The 20,651-nt window shown below is 62.7% G+C and carries 18 protein-coding genes; 12 read left to right on the forward strand and 6 right to left on the reverse strand.

Features of this window, described 5'->3' with window-relative positions:
- The 5 genes from F4Y38_04655 to F4Y38_04675 all read right to left on the reverse strand — a co-directional run.
- On the reverse strand, positions 1 to 1,527 hold a 1,527-nt coding region (locus tag F4Y38_04655), incomplete at its 3' end, for a DUF4175 domain-containing protein (protein MXY48576.1).
- Between the two features lie 3 nt (positions 1,528 to 1,530).
- Positions 1,531 to 3,678 carry a VWA domain-containing protein gene (locus F4Y38_04660; protein ID MXY48577.1) on the reverse strand — a complete coding sequence of 716 codons (2,148 nt, stop codon included), beginning with the start codon at positions 3,676 to 3,678 and terminating at the stop codon, positions 1,531 to 1,533.
- A 34-nt stretch (positions 3,679 to 3,712) separates the two neighbouring features.
- Positions 3,713 to 4,615 (reverse strand): DUF58 domain-containing protein, encoded by a 903-nt coding sequence (locus F4Y38_04665; GenBank protein MXY48578.1) that lies wholly within the window; start codon positions 4,613 to 4,615, stop codon positions 3,713 to 3,715.
- Between the two features lie 62 nt (positions 4,616 to 4,677).
- The gene (locus F4Y38_04670) at positions 4,678 to 5,715 is read right to left on the reverse strand and encodes an AAA domain-containing protein (protein MXY48579.1); all 1,038 of its coding nucleotides are present in this window, start codon (positions 5,713 to 5,715) and stop codon (positions 4,678 to 4,680) included.
- Between the two features lie 30 nt (positions 5,716 to 5,745).
- Positions 5,746 to 6,684: an SDR family oxidoreductase gene (locus tag F4Y38_04675; protein ID MXY48580.1), complete on the reverse strand. Its 939-nt coding sequence runs from the start codon at positions 6,682 to 6,684 to the stop codon at positions 5,746 to 5,748.
- Between the two features lie 242 nt (positions 6,685 to 6,926).
- On the opposite strand from F4Y38_04675, the gene F4Y38_04680 reads away from it, so the two are divergent.
- The 11 genes from F4Y38_04680 (at position 6,927) to F4Y38_04730 (ending at position 18,220) form a co-directional block, all read left to right on the forward strand.
- Positions 6,927 to 7,817 carry a phytanoyl-CoA dioxygenase family protein gene (locus tag F4Y38_04680; protein ID MXY48581.1) on the forward strand — a complete coding sequence of 297 codons (891 nt, stop codon included), beginning with the start codon at positions 6,927 to 6,929 and terminating at the stop codon, positions 7,815 to 7,817.
- Between the two features lie 21 nt (positions 7,818 to 7,838).
- Complete coding sequence (locus tag F4Y38_04685; protein MXY48582.1) at positions 7,839 to 8,993, forward strand: TIM barrel protein; 1,155 nt, start codon at positions 7,839 to 7,841, stop codon at positions 8,991 to 8,993.
- Positions 8,994 to 9,099: 106 nt separating this feature from the next.
- Positions 9,100 to 9,930: a carbon-nitrogen hydrolase family protein gene (locus F4Y38_04690; GenBank protein ID MXY48583.1), complete on the forward strand. Its 831-nt coding sequence runs from the start codon at positions 9,100 to 9,102 to the stop codon at positions 9,928 to 9,930.
- 79 nt (positions 9,931 to 10,009) lie between these two features.
- Positions 10,010 to 10,699 (forward strand): lipoyl(octanoyl) transferase LipB, encoded by a 690-nt coding sequence (lipB, locus tag F4Y38_04695; GenBank protein MXY48584.1) that lies wholly within the window; start codon positions 10,010 to 10,012, stop codon positions 10,697 to 10,699.
- A 33-nt stretch (positions 10,700 to 10,732) separates the two neighbouring features.
- On the forward strand, positions 10,733 to 11,758 hold the full coding sequence (locus F4Y38_04700; GenBank protein ID MXY48585.1) for a thiamine pyrophosphate-dependent dehydrogenase E1 component subunit alpha: 1,026 nt from the start codon (positions 10,733 to 10,735) through the stop codon (positions 11,756 to 11,758).
- A gap of 22 nt (positions 11,759 to 11,780) precedes the next feature.
- Positions 11,781 to 12,761 carry an alpha-ketoacid dehydrogenase subunit beta gene (locus F4Y38_04705; protein MXY48586.1) on the forward strand — a complete coding sequence of 327 codons (981 nt, stop codon included), beginning with the start codon at positions 11,781 to 11,783 and terminating at the stop codon, positions 12,759 to 12,761.
- A 54-nt stretch (positions 12,762 to 12,815) separates the two neighbouring features.
- The gene (locus F4Y38_04710) at positions 12,816 to 14,162 is read left to right on the forward strand and encodes a 2-oxo acid dehydrogenase subunit E2 (protein MXY48587.1); all 1,347 of its coding nucleotides are present in this window, start codon (positions 12,816 to 12,818) and stop codon (positions 14,160 to 14,162) included.
- A gap of 15 nt (positions 14,163 to 14,177) precedes the next feature.
- Entirely contained in the window at positions 14,178 to 14,996 is an 819-nt protein-coding gene (locus F4Y38_04715; protein MXY48588.1) for a DUF72 domain-containing protein, read from the forward strand.
- Between the two features lies 1 nt (position 14,997).
- On the forward strand, positions 14,998 to 16,410 hold the full coding sequence (locus tag F4Y38_04720; protein ID MXY48589.1) for an extracellular solute-binding protein: 1,413 nt from the start codon (positions 14,998 to 15,000) through the stop codon (positions 16,408 to 16,410).
- Positions 16,411 to 16,472: 62 nt separating this feature from the next.
- Positions 16,473 to 17,357 (forward strand): sugar ABC transporter permease, encoded by an 885-nt coding sequence (locus F4Y38_04725; protein MXY48590.1) that lies wholly within the window; start codon positions 16,473 to 16,475, stop codon positions 17,355 to 17,357.
- Positions 17,358 to 17,410: 53 nt separating this feature from the next.
- Positions 17,411 to 18,220, forward strand: coding sequence for a carbohydrate ABC transporter permease (locus F4Y38_04730; GenBank protein ID MXY48591.1), 810 nt, complete (start codon positions 17,411 to 17,413; stop codon positions 18,218 to 18,220).
- A 39-nt stretch (positions 18,221 to 18,259) separates the two neighbouring features.
- Here the strand turns inward: F4Y38_04730 and F4Y38_04735 are convergent, their stop codons facing one another.
- Positions 18,260 to 18,847, reverse strand: a complete 588-nt coding sequence (locus F4Y38_04735; GenBank protein MXY48592.1) for a GNAT family N-acetyltransferase — start codon at positions 18,845 to 18,847, stop codon at positions 18,260 to 18,262.
- 316 nt (positions 18,848 to 19,163) lie between these two features.
- Between F4Y38_04735 and F4Y38_04740 the strand changes: the two genes are divergently transcribed.
- Complete coding sequence (locus F4Y38_04740; protein ID MXY48593.1) at positions 19,164 to 20,348, forward strand: ATP-binding protein; 1,185 nt, start codon at positions 19,164 to 19,166, stop codon at positions 20,346 to 20,348.
- The last annotated feature ends 303 nt before the right edge of the window (positions 20,349 to 20,651 follow it).

Below are 20,651 nucleotides of genomic sequence, written 5' to 3' on the forward strand. Positions count from 1 at the left end.
GCCTCCACCTTCAGCCTGGCGGTAGGTTGCATCGAATGGCTTGATCTCGATAAAGTAGATATCCGTCGCGGAGGTGCCGGCTTCGGTCCTGCGGTCGTCCGCCTCCGCGTAGTAGGCGACGAAATCGCCCGGCTGGACCCCGAGGTTCTCGAGGTAAACCACGTGTTCTCCCTCCCAGACCGTGCCGCTTGATTCGCGCTGCATTGCGCCCAGGTCCACGACGACTTCGTCACCGCCGTTCACCGCGTAGTTGAGCGAAAAGGACGCCAGGCCGAAATCATCCTCGGCCTCGGCGCGTATCATGACTTCATCGACCGGGGAAACCCGCGTGTCTCGCTCCGGTTCGAGGATGGTCACTCGGGGCGCGCGGTCCTGCAGCGCCCGGACGTAATACTCCACCGGATCGTCGTTCGCGATGCCGTCCGAATCCACCACGTGTATCGAATAGGAAAGGTCCTCGCGCACGACGAAGGCACCCTCGAGATCCTCCCCGGCCACTTCCAGTTCAAGGGACCGGCCGTCGCTGTAGCGCATCGCGCCGGATACCACCGGTTTGCTCGCGGTGATGCGCAGGGCGACCCGCGTGCCTACCGGCGCAGTGATGTCTCCGCGGTCTTCCTCGGTCTTCGAGACGAGATCCATGTAATCCGGGAAGTCGTACCTGGCGTCGATCCGTTCGACGTAGGGCGGATCGATGGCGGTAATCTGGAATTCACTCGACCGGGTTCCGGCCACGGCCACATAGTACCGAGCGTTCTCGCCGATCCCGTGGATGTCGCCGGCGAAGGTCCGCTCACTGTCTGTCGTATACAGGTCCAGCGTCGACCAGTCTTCGTCCTGTCCGAACCGGACGAACAGGCTAGGGTCCGGGGCAAGACCGCTGCCCAGGATGGCGGTGACGGTCAGACTGTGTCCACGACTTATCCTTACGTCGCCGGGTTCCACGCGTATGCCGCCGGGCAAGGCCGGTTCCAACTGGGTCCACGACACCAGCCGGAGGGCGGACCGGCCGAAATAACCGGGTTCCAGCAAGATCATGACGGCGAGGACCAGGACGGCGCCGGCCGCGGCAGCCTGGAGGCGGGCGTGGCGCCTGCGGTCCACGATCTTCTTGTATTCGATCTGCTCGGTGTAACCGGCGACGTACTCCAGCACCTGGTCCATCAGGTCCTTCTGCGGTCGCCGGAGGTGCGTGTCGCCGTATTCCACGGCGCTGACCAGGGCGTCGTTCAGCGCGGGATGACGTTCTTCAATATAACGGGCGACCTGCAGGTCCGTGGGTGATTGGCGGAGCGGCGCGAGCAGAAACCTGAAAGCAAGCCAGCCGAGGATCCCCGCGGCGGCGGACAGGTAGAGGATCCTGGCCAGTCCTGTGGGGTCGAGGAGATGAACGACCGTCACGCCGATGAGGAAGAGCATGACCCCGGCGATCGCGATGACCGAGACGCCGCGGATGACCAGCATGGCACGCCAGCGGCGGAGTACGCTACACAGGGCATCTTGAAGGATGGATCGTTCCGTCGACATGGATCACCTGTGCGTTCGATTCGCCAACAGGGTCTCTCCGAGAACCAGGGCGATGAGTGTGAATCCCAGGATCCACCAGATTCCCTGGCGGCGTTCAACCTCGGCGTCCCGGGCCAGCCGGTCCTGCGACTCGGTTTCCCGTACTTCCGGACTCACGGCCACGGGATTGATCAGCGCCGCGGCGAAGGCTTGAGGGTCCAACCTGGTGAAGTCGGATTCACGGGTGTCGAGGTTGACCGCGAAGGTCTGCCGCCCTCCCGCCGACTGCACCCGGTACAACCCCGGTTGCCGCGTCTGCGTGAACAGCTTCCTGCCCGACCGGGACGTTTCCACCGGGACCTGTTCGCCGGATGGAAGTTCCACGTGTTGCGCGCCGTCCGGCAGTCTGACGGCCTCCCCCGCCAGGCGGTACAACCCGGCACCGCGCTCGTGTAACGTTCCCCGGGAGGCCAGGTAGTCTATACTCTCGTACAGAAACGGAACGAATACCTCCCGTATGGGAAAATCGGTCCACGCAAGGTCGAAAGTGGAAAGGACCAGGAACGTGCGGCCGTTTCCCAGGGGCTTTTCTGCTACGGCGGCGGCGCCGTCATCGAATCGAGCCGGGACTGACGCCGAGGAGTCGGGGTCGAACCGTGCCGTGCGGAAGAACCGTACCGTACCGAAATCACCGTGACGGGGACCGGAAAAGGGCTGGAAGACAGGGTGCTGATAATTCACGTCCGTCAGCAACCGGTACCGGTCTCGGTCTCGCGGGCTGTCCGGCGACGAAAGCGATGCGATGCGTCCAGGCAGCAGTTCGCCGAAAGATGAATTGAATATACCCGAAGATACGGCGGGATTCAAGGCGATTATCAGACTGCCGCCCGATAGCACGTACCCGGTCAGCCTGTCCTTCGAGGCCCGCGGCAGGACGGACAGGTTGGCCGAGATGACCACGTCGTATTCCGATGTATCTATCGCGGTCAACGCGTCCGGGGACAGCACGTCCACGACGACCGGCGGGTCCCGGCGCAGCGACAGCGCCTGGGACAGGTAGTACGCGGCCTCCGACGGGCGGTCCGGCCGCGATCTTTCCTCCAGGCAGAGGACCCGCACGGGCGTAGGCGCATTCACGGTGAAGTAGAACCGGTTGTCCACCGGGAGCCCGTCTTCTCCCAGTATCACCTCACCCGTATTCGTGGCCGATCCGAAAGTCTGCCGGAAGATCTCCACCCGTCCGGAGTGCGGGGGAATGTCGATCCGCCGTTTGCCGGTCTCGATCCCGTTGACCCGGAGTGTCACCTCGTCCCGAAAGGGCGCCTGTCCGAAGTTCCGGATCCGGACGGCCACGTCCAGGGTACGGCCGTCCGCGGACAGCGCGCGACCCTCGCTGGCCGGCGAGCCCGAAGATTCCACGCTGGCGGCGGCCGAAGATTCCATGCCTGCAACGGTAGGGATCTCCACGCCGGTGACGGCGGAATTGTCGTCCTGCGCGTCCCCCACGTCGATCATCCGGAGCTGGACGCCCGGACCGAGCTTCCATCCGCCGGACCGTGGATTCCAGCCGGACTGCTGGAAATCGGAAACGAGGTAGACCGTCCGGCGGTCGAAGTCCGACCCGCTCAGCTGGTCGTCGGCGGCGCGCAGCGCTTCCACGTAGTCCGTCGCCTGGAATGTCGCGCTGACCTCGGAGTCCACCAGGACGGGCAGTTCGGAGTGGCTCGACCCGAGTTCCCGGATGACCCGCGCCTGGACGGCGAAGGTCAGCAGCGCCACCTGGTCGCCGGTCTGCAGATCGTTCAGGATTTCGGCCGCCCGCCGCTTCGCCAGGGCGATGCGGTTCCCGTATCCCATGCTGTAGGAGGTATCGACCAGAATGGCCACCGCTTCAGGCTGGGTGCCCGCGAAAACGGTTTCGTCCTGATCCCGGAGGAAGGGCCGCGCGAAAATCACGGCCAGCAGCGCGCAGGCCGCCATGCGCAGCAGCAGCAGCAAGAGACGGCGAAATCGCTGCTGGCGGACGATGGACCGCTGGGACGAAATGAGGAAACGGACCATGCTGAAGACGTGGATCCCGGCCCGCTGCCTTCGCACCAGGTGCAGGATCAGCGGGACGGCAGCGCCCAGCGCGCCGAAGAGGAACGTGAGGTTCAGGAAGGCCAGGTCCATGACGCGTACCTGCGGGGCGATGCGCGGGTGAAGCTTAACGTTTCACCATGCGCCTGCTCAGATAGGAAAAAAGCGCGAAATCCAGCGGCCGGTCGGTCTCCATGCGCTCATAGTCGACCTGGATCTTCGCGCATCCGGTCCTGATCGATTCCATGAATTCCTCCACCGCTGCCAGGTAGTCCGCCCGTATGGCCGACGGAGCCACCGTGATCCTTTCGCCGGTTTCCGGGTCGTCGAACCGCGCGGTTTCGCTGAAAGGGAAGGTGAGTTCTTCCCGGTCGACGATGTGAAAGACCAGCACTTCATGACCCTTGAAGCGAAAGTGCATCAGGGCGTTCATCATCTGCTCGACGTCGTCGATCAGATCGGAAATGAGGATGACCAGTCCCCGCCTCGGCATCGATTCGGCGAGTTCGTGCAGGGGTCTTCCCAAATCGGTGCCTTCGTCCGCGCGCAGCTCATCCAGGGTCGAGTGGATGGCGAGCCACTGGGTATTCTTCGAACTGGGCGGCAGGTAGTCGTGTACGACCTGGTCGAAGGTGACGAGTCCCACCCCGTCCCCCTGCCGCAGAATGAGATACGCCAGGGAAGCCGCGAGATAGGATCCGTATTCGAGCTTGTCAAGTGCTGGGTTCCGCTGTCCGCCGTAACCCATGGACGCGCTGCGGTCGAGGAGTATCACGCACTGCAGGTTCGTCTCGTCCTCGTATTCCTTGACGTAGTACCGGTCCGACCGCGCCACGGCTTTCCAGTCCACGTGACGGATGTCGTCGCCCGGCGTATACTGCCGGTATTCCACGAACTCCACGCCGAAGCCCCGGTACGGGCTCTTGTGGAGGCCGGATACGAACCCTTCGACCACGATGCGGGCGCGCATTTCCATGGAGGAGAGACTGGAGAGGGTGCTCGGATCGAGGAAGCGGGGGACTTCGGTCATGTCGGTGCCAATGGCTGGGATGAGGGTTGCTCGCCGGGTTCCATGCCGGACTGCGGGCCGACTCACATGCCGGACTGCGGCGCCGGTACGGTCTCGAGCAGCAGGTCGACGATGCCCTCGGAGGTGATCTTCTCCGCCTCCGCGTAGAAATTGGTCAGGATCCGGTGCCGCAGGACCGGATGGGCGAGCGCGCGGATGTCGTCGCAGGAAACGTGTCCCCGGCCGTCGAGCAGGGCCCTGGCCTTGGCGCCCAGGATCAGGTACTGGGAGGCGCGCAGGCCGGCCCCCCAGGAAACCCAGTTCTTCACGAATTCGGGCGCTTCCTCGCCGGATGGCCTGCTCGCGGATGCCAGGCGAACGGCGTACCGGGCGACCTGTTCGGAGACCAGGACTTCCCGGACCAGGCGCTGGTAATCCCGGACCACCTCTCCCGACAGGACGGTATCGACCGAGACCGTCTCGGCGGAGGTCGTGGTACGGGCCACGGCCACTTCGTCGTCTTCCTCGAGGTAGTCGATGTGGATGTTGAACATGAACCGGTCGAGCTGCGCCTCGGGCAGGGGATAGGTCCCCTCCAGCTCGATGGGGTTCTGGGTGGCGAGGACGAAGAAGGGTTCATCCAGCCGAAACGTCGTGCGGCCGGCGGTCACGCGGTGCTCCTGCATGGCTTCAAGCAGGGCGGCCTGGGTCTTGGGCGGCGTCCGGTTGATCTCGTCCGCCAGTACGATGTTGCCGAAGATCGGCCCCTTGATGAAGGTCAGCGAGCGCTGTCCCGTGGCCTTGTCCTCTTCCAGGATCTCGGTCCCGGTGATGTCGGCCGGCATGAGGTCCGGGGTAAACTGGATGCGCCGGAACTCCAGGTCCAGCACCTCGGCGAAGGTTTTGATGAGCAGGGTCTTTGCCAGGCCGGGCACGCCGGTCACGAGGCAGTGCCCTCCCGCGAACAGGGCGATCAGCACCTGTTCCAGGATTTCCTCCTGGCCGGTGATCACCTTGCGCACTTCACCCAGGATCTTCTCCCGGCCCTCCTGGAAGGCTTCTATGCGTACCTGCCCGGGTCCTTCATCGGTTGCGTGCTGCGCGGTGCCGCTCGTCGTCATCGGCCGGGGTCCTTTCCGTCGGGCGCCAGATCAGGCGTTCCCGTCCAGGGATCTGAAATACGCGATGGTCTTCTTCATGCCTTCTTCGAGGGAGACCGCGGCTTCCCAGCCCAGGATCTCCCGCGCCCGTGTCGTGTCGGGGCGCCGCAGCTGGGGATCGTCCTGGGGCAGGGGCCGGAAGACGATCTCGCTGCCGGATCCGCAAAGGCGGATGATGGTGTGGGCGAGTTCGAGGATGGTGATCTCGTTCTCGTTCCCGATGTTCACCGGGTCGTGCTCCCCGGACCGCACCAACCGCACGATGCCTTCCATGAGGTCCTCGTAGTAGCAGAAACTGCGGGTCTGCCGCCCCTCCCCGAAGATCGTCAGCGGTTCTCCCCGAAGCGCCTTGGTGATGAAGGACGGCGCGACTCGGCCGTCCGCGGGGCGCATCCGGGGACCGTAGGTGTTGAAGATCCGGACGATCCGCGTGTCGATTCCGTGTTTCCGGTGGTAGGCCATGGTCAGGGCCTCCGCGAAGCGCTTGGCCTCGTCGTAGACCCCCCTGACGCCGATGGGATTGACGTTGCCCCAGTAACTCTCCGGCTGGGGGTTGACCTGCGGGTCGCCGTAGACCTCCGAGGTGGACGCGAGGAAGAAGCCCGCGCCCTTGGACTTGGCCAGGCCGAGGGCGTTGTGGGTGCCCAGGGCGCCGACCTTCAGGATCTGGATCGGGACGCGCTCGAAATCGATCGGACTCGCCGGACTGGCGAAGTGCATGACGAAGTCCACCTCGCCTTCGATGTCCAGGTATTTTGAAACGTCCCGCTGGAGATAGGTAAATCCTTCTTTTTCCAGGTTATGGGAGATGTTCACGGTCCGGCCCGTGATCAGGTTGTCCACGGCGACGACCCGGTGACCGTCCGCCAGCAGACGGTCGCACAGATGGGATCCCAGAAAACCCGCACCACCGGTTACGACAACGCGCAAGGACGTTTCCTTTGCGTGGTATGGAAGGTCACGGAAACCTGCAGGATAAAGGTGGAAAATACGGGGATTTCACTTCGCATGTCAAGCGCTCTTTTGAAGCCGTATCTCCCTGTTGACAGGTGCTTTTTTCACTCCTATAATCTTGTTGGAAACCAGTCCGGATTCGATCTTCATCGCTGATGCGGGGCGGCCAGCGTTACCGTATCGGCCACAGAGGTTGCTGGAACTACCCCAGAGAGATCATGACGAAAAGCTACAGGGCGCTGACCGATTCGGACGTAGACCATTTCATTCGACGAGGGCATGTCGTCCTGCGGGACTGTTTTTCACAAGAACTGGCCGCCGACTGGCGCGCGCTCGCCTTCAGTCGTCTCGGCTACGATCCCGATGATGCCGCGACCTGGGAGGAACCCCGCGTGCATCTTCCATCGATGAACCGGGTTCCGATTCGAGAGATCGCGCCGAGGGCATGGGACGCCATCTGCGACCTGCTGGGCGGTGAAGACCGGCTGGCAGATACCCAGACGTCCTGGGGAGATGGTTTTATCATCAACTTCTCCTATGGTGCGGACGAGATATGGGAACCACCGGAGACCCTTAGCCAGGGCTGGCACAAGGACGGTGATTTCTTCCGGCACTTCCTGGACAGTCCGGAGCAGGGATTGTTGACAATCGTCGTATGGTCCGACATACTACCCGGAAGCGGCGGCACGTTTGTCGCCTGTGATTCGGTGCGGCACGTCGCGCGTCATCTTTACGAAAATCCACAGGGCCTGCTGCCCAGCGGCAGTTTCGGCCATTTGGTTTCAAATTGCAGGGACTTCGCGGAAATAACGGGCAACACGGGAGACGTCGTGCTGTTGCATCCGTTCATTCTGCACTCCGCCTCCCGCAACCCGTCAGGCCGTGCCCGCTTTATCACCAATCCCCCGGTCGCGCTCAAGGAACCGATGGATTTCAATCGCGACGATCCCGAGGACTTCTCTCCGGTGGAACGGGCCGTCCTCTCCGGACTGGGAAGAGAACGCCTGGACTTCATACCGGCCGCGCCACGGGAACGATTGGTGCCCGATCGTGTCAGACGACAGCAGAAAATACTGGATGAGCAGAAAAAACGACTCGCCATGGGCTAACGCTTACCTCAGGAGACGGCTATGTTCGCAGACCTTCGGGACCAGGCAACGGTGCGCAGCGGCGATGAACTCGTGCGTCACCTCGGTAGTTTTCCGTTCGAACTGAAGATCTCGGCCGGCGTCTGGTTCTTCTCGCCGTCCCAGATCCGGTTTCACGAAGCCTACATGGAACCCTATTCCATCGAGGAACGCCTGGACATCGCCGGCGAACTGGCGGAATACGGCCTGTGCGGCATCGAGGCCCACTATCCCAATGAGATCAACGAGGACAACGCCCATCTCTACCAGCAACTGGAAAAGGACACGGGCGTGCGGCTGATCACGGTGATCCCCAACCTCTTCTGGGACGCGCAGTTCGAATTCGGCTCCCTGTCCTCCCCTGTGCCCGAGGCGCGCCGCGCCGCCATCGACCGGGTGATCGAAACGCTGCGGATGAACCGGGAACTGGACACGGACTTCATGGTCGTGTGGCCCGGCGGCGACGGCTACGAACTCAATTTCGGGACCGATTTCTACGCCATGTGGGACCTCTTCGAGTCGGGCCTGGCCGAGGCGCTGGACGCCGTGCCGGGGATCCGGACGGCCATTGAACCCAAGCCATACGAGCCCCGCGGAAACAACATCTACCGGAACACCACGGACGGCATCCTGATGGCCCAGAACGTGGACGAGCGGCTCCGGGCCCCCGGGAACCGGGCGCTGATGGACGAGGGCCACGCCATCGTTGGCCTGAATCCGGAACTCGGCCACGTCCTGATGGGCTTCGAGGATTTCCCCTATGCCCTGAGCCGCATCCTCCGGCAGGGCCGGCTGGCCCACACGCACTGGAACAGCCAGCCCCTGGGTAATTACGACCAGGACCTGCAGGTCGGCATCGTATCTCCGGAGCAGATCTTCGCCGGCATGTACGCGCTGAAGATGTACGGCTACCGTGGTTACATGGGCATCGACATCTTCCCGGAGCGCATCCCCATCCGGCAGGCCCTCATCAATTCCATCGACCGCATGAAGGCCATCGCCGAAATGACCGAACGGGTGGACCACGAACTGGTCGTGGCCTGCATGGAGCGCCCCGATCTCAACCGGGGCGTCATCGAAGCCCACCTGACCCGGCTCTTCCATCCTTCCTCGACCGGATTGAGCGCCATGCCGGCATACCGGAAGGGCCCGGGATAGGGCCAGGATCAGGGTGGCCGTTCCCTTCCGGCAACTTCCGGCCCGCGAAGGCGTATAATCCCGAAACACAGGCTACAGGCAGACGGGGGGAGAAATGCCAGATACCATACGGGTCGCCGGCGTGCAGATGGACTTGAAACTCGCCGAGACCGAGCAGAATCTTACCAGGGTGTTCGACGCCATGCAGACGGCCTCCCGCGAGGGGGCCGACCTGGCCGTGTTTCCCGAGTGCGCGCTGACCGGGTACTGTTTTTACGACCTGGACGAAGCCCGGGCGTACGCCCAGCCCGTTCCCGGTCCTTACACGGAGCGCCTGGAACGGCATTGCCGGGACCTCGACCTCCACATCATCATCGGCCTGCTGGAGGCGGATGGGTCGATAATATACAATTCGGCGGCCTTCATCGCGCCCAACGGACTGATCGGGCACTACCGCAAGATCCACCTCCCCTATCTCGGGATCGACCGTTTCCTGTCCCCCGGCGACCGCCCTTTTCGCGTGTACGATTCGGATGTGGGCCAGATCGGGCTCAATATCTGTTACGACGCGGCGTTTCCGGAGAGTGCCCGCGTGATGATGCTCCATGACGCGGAACTGATCGCCCTGCCCACCAACTGGCCGGTCGGCGCCGACTGCAACACCGAGTTCGTGGTCAACACGCGCGCCTTCGAGAACCGCGTCAATTACATCGCCGTGAACCGGGTCGGGCGGGAACGCGGAACCAATTTCATCGGACAGAGCAAGATCGTCGATTTCACCGGGCGCACGCTGGCCGAAGGAGACCGGTCCCGCGAGGAGATCATCTACGCCGACCTGGACCTTGCCGGCGCCCGGGAGAAGCACATCGTGAACGTGGCCAAGGCCTATGAACTCGACCGCCTGGAAGACCGCCGGGTGGAGTTCTACGGACCCATCGTCGAGGGAGAAAAACCTTGACAGAACGGACCCCCAAAACTTAGGTTGTCCGGGGTACAAGGCCTGGGGAATACGAGGCCGCCGTGCATGAGGAGGGCAGGTGCTGCCTTGCTGGGTTGTTCGGGCCAAGCAGACCGGCACGATGGAATACGGCGTGGCGCTGTCTCTTCAGCGGAGTCTGCTTGCGGCGCGTCGTTCCGGCCTGATCGACAATGTGCTCCTGTTGCTCGAACACCCTCCCACGTACACGATCGGTCGTCGGCTGAGAGCCAGCGAACACCTGCTCTACGGGGAAGAAACGCTTTGGACCCGCGGCATTCGGGTTTACGAAACGGACCGGGGCGGAGACATCACCTGCCACGGCCCCGGCCAGTTGGTGGGGTACACGATCTTCGATATCGCGGCATGGTACCAGGACGTCTACCGGTACCTGCGCGATCTCGAGGCCGCGATCATCGGGTGCCTGGGAGATTTCGGTATCGAGGGTCGCCGCCTGGAGGGGATTACAGGGGTTTGGGCGGATGACCGGAAGGTCGCGGCCCTGGGCATCAGGGTCAGCTGGTGGATCGCCATGCACGGGTTCTCCTTGAACGTGCGTCCCGACCTCTCCCTGTACGAGGGGATCGTCCCGTGCGGCATCGCCGACCGCGAGGTCACCTCGATGGAGCGGTTGCTCGGACGGCCGGTATCGATGGAGGAGGTGGAGAAAAGCCTGCTCCGGAACCTTGGCGACGTTTTCGGCATGGCTTTCGAGGAGACGAGCCTGCCCGAACTGCAGCAGAGACTATGATCAGTACACGCCACACCGTAACCAGGAGGCGTTATGAACGTTGAGACCGCCCCCGCCCTGTCCGACCCCGACCTTGCCGCGTCCGACCTGGACGATCTCGGCCTCGGCCGGGAAGACTACCGAATCCTCTACCAAACCATGCGCCTTCAGCGGGAATTCGAAGAGCGCGTATATCGTCTCTTCCGGCAGGGCCGGCTCGTGGGCGCGGCCTACGCCGGCGCGGGCCACGAGGCCATCGCCGCGGGAAGCGCCTACGCCCTGGGCGACGCGGACATCCTGGTCCCCATGCACCGGGTGATCGGCGCTCACTTCCTCCGTGGACACACCGCGCGGGACATGATGTGCCAGTACCTGGGTCGGGCCAACGGACCGACCGCCGGCAAAGACGGCAATATGCACTGCGGCAACTGGGATCACCACATCGTCGGGATGATCAGCCACCTCGGCGCGAACATACCCGTGGCCGCGGGCGTGGCCCTGGCCAGCAAGGTCCGTGGCGGCGGGGCGGTCTCCCTGACCTACATCGGCGAAGGCGGTTCGAGTATCGGCGATTTCCACGAAGGACTCAACTTCGCGGCCGTGCACAGCTTGCCCATGGTGCTGATCGTCGAGAACAACAAGTTCGCCTACTCCACGCCCACCCGTTACGAGTACGCCTGCGAAAACATCGTCGACCGGGCCCGGGGTTACGGCATCGAAGGCGCGCTGGTGGACGGCACGGACGTCCGCGCCGTGTACAAGGCGACGAGGGATGCCGTGGATCTCGCCCGGGAGGGCGGCGGCCCGACCCTGATCGAAGCCCGTTGCACGCGGCTGCTCGGCCATGCCCAGCACGACGACGCCTTCTACGTCCCGAAGGACATCATGGAGGACGGGTGGAACAACGATCCGGTCACGAAGGCCGAAAACCTCCTGCTGGAACGGAAGTACTTCACCCGTGAGGAAATCGAAGGGATCCAGGAAGAAGTCAAGGGCATCGTCGACGACGCGGTCGATTACGCGGAACAAAGCCCCTTGCCCGAACCCGAAGAAGCGCTCCAGGGCGTCTACGCGGACTGATGTCCCCAACCGGAACCTGCCCATGCCGCCCGTAACCTACCTTGAAGCCATTTCGTCCGGACTCCGCGAAGAAATGGAACGGGATGAAAGCGTCTTCTGCCTCGGCGAGGATATCGGCGTCTATGGCGGGGCCTTCAAGATCACGAAGGGTTTCCTGGACGATTTCGGTGAGGACCGCGTGATCGACGCGCCCGTCGCCGAATCCGTGATCATCGGCGCGGCCATGGGTGCGGCACTCATGGGCATGCGGCCCGTGGCCGAAATGCAGTTCGCCGATTTCATCACCTGCGGGTTCAACCAGCTGGTCAACAACGTGGCCAAGACCCACTACCGCTGGGGCGCCGCGGTGCCCCTCGTGGTGCGGTGCCCCTCGGGGGCCATCGGCAACGCCGGTCCCTTCCATTCCCAGAACCCCGAGGCCTGGTTCTGCAAAGTGCCCGGCCTCAAGGTCGTGGCGCCGGCTACGACCTACGACGCGAAAGGCCTGCTCAAGTCTTCGATCCGCGACAACAACCCGGTACTGTACTTCGAGCACAAGGGCCTGTACCGATTTCCCCGGATCCGGGAAGAAATCCCCGAAGAGGACTATACCGTACCCATCGGCAAGGCGGCGGTCCGGCGGGAGGGCGGCGACGCGACGATCGTGACCTACGGCAAAATGGTCTTTCACAGCCTGGACGCCGCGGAAACGCTGGCCAGCGAAGGGGTCGAGACGGAAGTGATCGATCTGAGGTCGCTGCTGCCCTACGACAAGCAGGCCATCCTCGAGTCCGTCCGGAAGACGAACCGGCTCCTGGTCGTCCATGAAGATACGCTGACCGGCGGTTTCGGCGGTGAAATCGCCGCTGTGGTGGCCGAGGAAGCCTTCGAGCATCTCGACGCGCCGGTCCGCAGGCTGGCGGCCATCGACACGCCCGTCCCCTTCAGCCCGCCGCTGGAGCAGTACTTCCTGCCGAACACGGAGAAGGTGACCACGGCCCTGAGGGATCTTTTGGCCTACTGACCGGCAGGCACTCATCGTCCGATACTATCGTCAGGCACTGAGAGGATACCTTACGTGAACATCGTGATGCCCAGACTCGGCGAGAGCGTGGAAGAAGGAACGGTCATCCGCTGGCTGAAGAAAGTCGGCGATCCGATCGAGCGCGACGAGTCTGTGGTAGAGATCACCACCGACAAGATCGACACGGACATCCCCGCCATCGCGGGCGGCGTGCTGAGCGAGATCCGGGTGGCCGAGGGGACGACCGTGGCCATCGGAGTAGTCATCGGCGTCATCGATACGGGGGATGACGAGGACGCCGGACTGGGCGGACCGGGCGGACCGGGCGGACCAGGCGGACCAGGCGGACCCGGCGGACCAGGTGACGCTGAGGCGGCTGAGCAGGCCGGTGATTCCGGTGGAGCAGTAGAGACGATCGAGGCCGATGAACTGACTCCCGCCGCGGAGGCTGGCGACGGCGGGCCATTGAGGCGCAGGCGTTCCGACCGGTTCTACTCCCCCCTCGTGCTGCGCATCGCCCGGGAAGAGCGTATAGACATGGCCACGCTCGAATCCCTGGAAGGAACCGGCAAGGGCGGACGGCTGACCCGGGACGACCTGCTTTCCTACCTGGAACGGCGCGCGTCGCGCATTCCCGAACCGGCCGCGGAACAGGAAGACGAATCGGAATACGTGTCGGTTTCCCGGCCGGCCGGCACCGAAGAAGCCCGCGTCGTGAACCTGGACACCCTGCGCAAGACCATCGCCAGGCACATGATCCTCAGCAAGCAGGTGTCCCCCCACGTGACCTCCGTGTCGGAAGTCGACATGACCCACGTCGTCCGCTACCGGGACGAGGCCAGGGAGCGGTTCCAGCAGAAGACCGGCATCCGGCTGACGCTGACCCCGTTCTTCATCACCGCCATCGTCGACGCCCTGCGGGCGAACCCCATGCTGAACGCCACGATGGACGGCGACCGGGTGTTGCAGTGGAAGCACGTGAACATGGGGCTGGCGGTCGGACTGGAAAAGGGCGTCGTCGTACCGGTGATCCGCCACGCCGACGAGATGGACTTCTCGGAAATCGCCGCGGCGGCCCACGACCTGGCCAAGCGGGCCCATGACCGCAAGCTGACCCCGGACGACCTGCAGGGCAGCACGTTCACCCTGACGAACCCGGGCATGTGGGCTACCCTTTTCGGCACGCCGATCATCAATCAGCCCGAGGCGGGCATCATCGCCACCGGAAGCGTCAAGAAGCAGGTCGTCGTGCAGGCGGACGATTCACTGGCCATCCGGTCCATGATGTTCCTGAGCCTGTCCTTCGACCACCGGTTCATCGACGGCCTCAACGCGGCCCGGTTCATCCGGGACATCACGCAGAACCTGGAGTCCTTCGATACCGACCGGGTCGGAGTCTGACCCGGCGGCCCGGAAATGACGCCCGAACCCGGCTCCCTGCATATCGGTACGATGGGATGGACCTACAGGGACTGGCACGGATCCTTCTACCCCCACGACGCCGACCGCAAAGTCCTCCTGCAGCACTACGCCCGGGTCTTCGACGCCCTCGAAATAGACAGTACCTTCCACTTCATCCCCAGGCCGGAGGTGGTGACGTCCTGGCACGACCGCACCCCGGGGACGTTCCGCTTCACGGCCAAACTTCCCGGCGAGATCACCCATGAACGGGGGCTGGTGGACACGGAGGACCTGTTGACCCCGTTCCTGGCCAGCATGGCCCTTCTGGGGGAGCGTCTCGGCTGCGTGCTCGTTCAGCTTCCTCCCGGATTCCGGTGCAACGAAGAGACGTTCAGCCGGGTGGGATCATTCCTGAAACTGTTGCCCGCCAGCGACTTCCGCTTCGCCTTCGAGTTCAGGCACGGGTCATGGATCAAGGCGGAGGTGTTCGACCTGCTCCGGACGCACGGCGTGGCCTGGACCCTGCAGGACCATCCCAGAATCATGCCGATCGTGCCCGAGATCACCGCGGATTTCACCTATATCCGGTGGATGGGCAATACGGAAGACCCGCGCATCGGCCATTTCCGCGAATCCGTCGTGGACCGCACCCAGGATCTCATCAAGTGGGCGGAACGGCTGAAGTGCGACATCCTCCCCCGGGTCGACACGCTGTACGGGTTCTTCAACAACTACTATTCCGGCCATTCACCCACCGACTGCAACCGGATGAAACGGCTGCTCGGACTGGATACGGCCACCCCCGATTTCGACCGTCAGTTGAGCCTGTTCTGAAATGGGTTGCACCATGGCAAAATCACTCGTGATCGGATCGATCCTGCTGGCATTGTGCGCCTGTGCGGCGGACGCTCCGCTGGACGAAGACGAGATAAGGCTCACGCTCTGGACCCAGGACTACTGGGTCGGCGTCACCGGCCACGAACTGGACGGCGTCCCGCTGGATGACCCGCGGCGGGCGCAGTACACCGTCAAGGACTGGTACAACAAGGTCGCCCACGACTTCAAGGCCTTGTATCCGGACCGGAAGATCCGCATCCACATCGAGACGCTCGACTGGACCAGCGGGTTTCAGAAGATCGACATCGCCGTGGCTTCCGGACGGCCGCCCGACGTCCTGATCAGCACGTCGGGCATCGCACTCAAATACGCCCGTTTCGGGCTCCTGGAAGCCTTCGACGAGTATCTCTCCGAAGAAGACATCAAGGATTTCGGATCCTTCTACGGATTCAGCGAGTACGAAGGCAAACACTATTTCCTGCCCTTCATCGGCGGCAACCGGTACATGGTGGCGAATCTGGAGATCTTCCGGGAACGGGATGCGGTGCATCTGCTCCCGATCGAGGGAGACCGGCTCTGGACCTACGATCAGTTCCTCGCCGCCGCCCGCGCGACGACCTTCGACCGCGACGGCGACGGAGGGGTCGACGTATACGGCTTCGCCATGCCCTTCCAGCGGAATTCACCGCAGCAGGACCAGATGCCTTTTTTCTGGGGGCACGGCGCGCGGCAGTTCAACGACAGCGGCGACAGCCTGGTGATCAACAGCGAGATGGGAGTGAAGGCCCTTCAGTTCATGGTGGACCTGGAACACGTGCACGGCGTCGTACCGGCGGGCTCCGCGGGGCTGCGAAACAACGACGTAACCGATCTGTGGAATGCGGGCCGGCTCGCGATGCGCCAGGCCCATCACGGCACCCGGCGTTCCCACGAGCGCGCGCTGGAGACCGGCGTGATCGAGGAGGGGGTTATCGAGCTCTATCCCATGATGTACCCGTCTCTGCCGGGTGTCGATCCCGGCGCCTTCGTGGTCGCCGATTCCCCCTGTGTATTCAGGCAGGAGGACGAGGAAAAGCGAGAACTCTCCATTGCCCTTGCGAAGTTCCTGACCAACACCCGCCACGAACGGGAAGCGGCCTACGCCATGTCCACCCTGCCGACGAGATATTCCGCACTGGACGTCTGGGCCGACGATCCCTTCCAGCAGTACGTCCTGCGCGTGGCGCGGTACGGCACGAAGGACGCCATACAGGGATACGGCATCCCCCTGGTGAACATGACCCTGAGCGCCTTCCAGGCCGCCATGTCCCGGCAGGCCACGCCCGGGAAGGCGCTCGACGACCTGGCCAGGCGGGGTAACCGGTTCATTCGCAGAGACATCGAACGCCGCCTGCGCGCGGGGGCGGAGTAAGCGCCGGGGCGGAGTAAGCGCCGGAGCAAGCGGCGAAGTAAGCGCCGGGGGGTCCCATCGTCTTGAGCATTACTCGAACGATCTTCAGGGAACGCTGGGCCTATCTGTTCCTCCTCCTGCCCCTCCTGCTTTTCGCGGTCTTCAACATGCTGCCCATGGCCGCGACGATCCTCCTCGGTTTCGCCGACTACTTTCCCGGGGGACAACCGGTCTGGACCGGCCTGGAAAACTACGCCTACGCGCTGTCGGACGACCTGTTCTGGAAGGCGCTGGGCATCACGGTCCTGTACACCTGCGGAGTGGTGCCCGCCAGCCTGCTGATCTCGCTGTTCCTGGCCTACGTTATCTTCGGACTGAAATACGCCTGGGCCCAGGTCATCTTCAAATCGGCCTTCTATCTCCCGGTGGTGACGTCCGGGGCGATCCTCTCCCTGGTCTGGCTCTGGCTGTTCAACCCCGCCCGGGGACTGCTCAACTACGTATTGTCCTACGCGGGACTGGGACCCTACCTGTGGACCAGCGATCCCCAGATGGCCCTGCCTTCGCTGATGTTCATGGCGATCATGGGCGGGCACGGCGCCGCCATCGTGCTGCTGACCGCCGCAATGGGTGGCATTCCGGCCAGCTACTACGAGGCGGCGCGTCTGGACGGGGCCGGTCCGTGGCGACAGTACTGGAAGATCACCCTGCCCCTGCTCCGCCCGACGGTGCTCTACCTGCTCGTTACCAGCACGATCGCCTCCTTCCAGGTATTTACCCAGGTGCTCATGATGACGGGAGGCGGCCCGGACTACGCGACGACCACGCTGGTCTATCTGATCTATACCGACGCCTTCCAGTACTTCGATTTCGGGAAGGCCGCCGCCGAAGCGACGCTGCTTTCCCTCAGCCTGGCCGGTATCGCCGTGCTGCAGTACAAGTGGCTGGCCAGCGACGTGGAATACTGATACGAATCGCAAAAACGCACGTCTCCGAACCACGACGGATCTGTTACAAGGATATGTTACAATACGTTTTTAAGATCCTGCTCGCGCTTTTCGCCGTGCTGACGCTGATGCCGCTGTACTGGATCGTCGTTACCGCGTTCCAGACCCCGTCGGTGGTCCTCGCTTTTCCACCGAGCCTGGTGCCGTCGCCGGCGTCGTGGATCAACTTCGCCCGCCTGTTCAATGGTTCCGAGATCCTCACCTGGATGGCCAATTCCCTTGTCGTGACGGGCACGGTGACGGTATCCAACGTGCTCCTCGGCACCCTCGCCGGTTACACGCTGGCCAAGAAGGTCTTTCCGGGACGTCAGACGATCTTCTGGACGGTGATCAGCCTAATGTTCATCCCCAGCCAGCTGACCATCATCCCGCTCTACGCGCTGATCGTCCAACTGGACTGGATCAATACCTACCAGGCGCTCATCGTCCCGGCGCTGATCATGCCCTTTTCCATTTTCCTGATGAAACAGTTCCTGCAGACGCTGCCCACGGAACTCATCGAGGCCGCGCGCATGGATGGATGCGGGGAGTGGGGGGTGTTTCAGCGGGTGATCCTGCCGCTGGCGAAGCCTGGGATGGGCGTGCTGGCCATCTTCACGTTCATGGGCGTGTGGAACGACTTTCTGTGGCCGTTGATCGTGATCAACCAAAGCTCGATGCTGACCCTGCAGGTCGGGCTCAACTCCCTGCAGAACCAGTACTACACAGACTACGGCCTGCTCATGGCCGGGGCCGCGGTGTCGGCCCTGCCCATGATCGCCTTCTTTCTCGTCTTCCAGCCTTATTTCGTGCGGAGCATCACGATCGGCGCGGTGAAGGGGTAGGACGTCGGTTTTCCGCCGGGTGTAGGTTCGGCTCCGAGATTAGTCCAGCGCGGGGAAGTCTTCCTGGTCGCGCAGCGTGTAGGAAAGCAAGGCGAGGTCGTGCACGCTTCCCTCGATGTCGCGGACCTGGCCGGGCAGGATGGCCCGCTGCACGAACCCCACGAGCTGCAGCAGGAGGATCGCACCGCGCTGGACGTCCACCATGCACTCGGCGTTGAGCTGCTCGATGGACCCGGTGTGGAGCGCGACGGCGATCAACTCGTTGATCATATCGACGGCCAGCCCCTGGCGGCGGAAATCGGGGTGTACTACGAGGCGGAGCTTGCCGATATGGCTTTTCCAACCGCGGCGCTCGCGATGCAGCGAGACCTCGGCGACGATATCGCCGTCCACGATCGCCACGATGGGGATGACGACGTCCCAGTCGATGTTGTTGCACCATCCCTGGATGATGCTCTTGTCGCGGATATCGTCTTTAAGGAAGATCCGGTCCTTGCGCGGGATCGACTGGAAGAAGGCGTACAGCGCTTCCACGTCGTCCGCTTCGAGCGGGCGGATCGTAACCTTGGTACCGTCCTTCAACGTCTCCTGTTTCGGATATTCCTGGGCCAGGATTTCATCCAGCATAGCGGACTCCCTTCTGCTTTCTTTCCCTCGCGTTGCCGAAAACAGCCAGCAGGCGGGCGTTCGACGGCGGGCGCTCGATTTCGATAGGGTGCCTGAACTCCTGTACTTTTCACTGAAAGTTAGATCGAATGTTATCGGATGTCAAGCGGGGTCTGGCAGTGCGGGCGGGACCTGCGCGAGCTGGGTGGAAGGGACCTGCACGGGTGCGAAACATCGGTGCGAACAAGGTCGGCATTGCCTGCATCTTTTCCTCTGTTTGTGTAAAATTGAAAGTACTACTTGCAATTTGTCAAAAACATGGTATATTGCAGAAATGATGATTCGGCGTGAAATAACCCCCGTCCTGGTCCGAATGTTCGACCAGTATCCCGTCGTCACCGTAACCGGACCTCGTCAGTCTGGCAAGACGACGCTCTGCCGTTCGACTTTCCCAGATCTCAAGTACGTCAATCTGGAAGCTCCGGACCAGCGTCATTTCGCGGAGACTGATCCCCGGAGGTTTCTCTCGAAACTCGGCGACGGGGCGATACTCGACGAGATCCAGCGCGTTCCCGAACTCCTTTCCTATCTGCAGGTCCTGGTCGACGAGACAGGCCGAAACGGACAGTTCGTGCTCACCGGCAGCGAACAGTTCGAACTGTCCAAATCGATCAGCCAGTCACTCGCGGGACGAACGGCGCTGTTGCGGCTGCTGCCGTTTTCGCTGGCCGAACGGCAGCAGGCGGGAGCGGCCGATATGGTCGACGATATACTGTTTTCGGGCTGTTATCCCCGTATTCACGATCAGGGACTTGATCCGAGTCAAGCGCTCGGTGATTACTTTGAAACATATATCGAGCGTGAAGTCAGAAGGATCGGTGACATTCGCAACCTGGCGAGTTTCCAGCGGTTCGTACGTCTTTGTGCCGGTCGTGTTGGGCAACTGGTCAATCTTTCCTCGCTGGGAGCGGATGCCGGCGTGTCCCATACTACCGTACGGCAATGGCTCACGATACTCGAAGCCAGTTACATCGTTTTTCAGCTTTCGCCTTATCACGCCAACATCCGAAAGCGGCTGGTCAAGTCGGCCAAACTGTATTTCTTCGATGTGGGACTTGCGAGTTTTCTCATCGGCATCGAGCATGCCGGCCAACTGAGTACGCATCCTCTCCGCGGAGCACTGTTCGAGAACACAGTCGTCGCGGAGATACTCAAGCAACGTCTCAATCGCGGCAGACGGCCCAACCTGTCCTTCTTTCGCGACGTTCGCGGTCTGGAGTGCGACGTGCTCCACCGAGTCGGCGAAAGAGTCTGCGCCGTCGAAGTCAAGGCCGGTGCAACGGTTAATTCCGACTATTTCGACGCGCTGAATCGGGTCGCGGATCTGTTGCCCGAAGTGACTGGTAAAGTGGTTGTTTACGGCGGCATGGAACGGCAATCTCGAAGCGCTGGCGAGGTCGTTCCACTGATCCAGCTTGGCAATGCACTCGATGAATTTGACGGTGAACATCGACGGGAATAAGACCGGCGACCCCGACCGTCAAGCCGGTTTACTTACGATGCGGATTGCCCGACTCGAAGACCCGAACGGCCACCTGGAAAACCGAGCGCGAACCGGCCAAAAACCGCTTGACATGAACGCGCTTTCAGCTTAGCCTGAATGCAGACCAAACGCCACGATAAGATCCAGCTTTTGTTTCAGGTCGCAACACGTTCAGCAGGCCTGCCTGCGCTGCGTCCCTCATTCTTGTGCTGTCATACCGATTTGAATGTATACGGCCCGTGGCCGTAGAGGCGCCTTTCAATGAATCTTACATTCACCTAT

The organism is Gemmatimonadota bacterium, from assembly GCA_009838645.1.
GTDB lineage: Bacteria > JAAXHH01 > JAAXHH01 > JAAXHH01 > JAAXHH01 > JAAXHH01.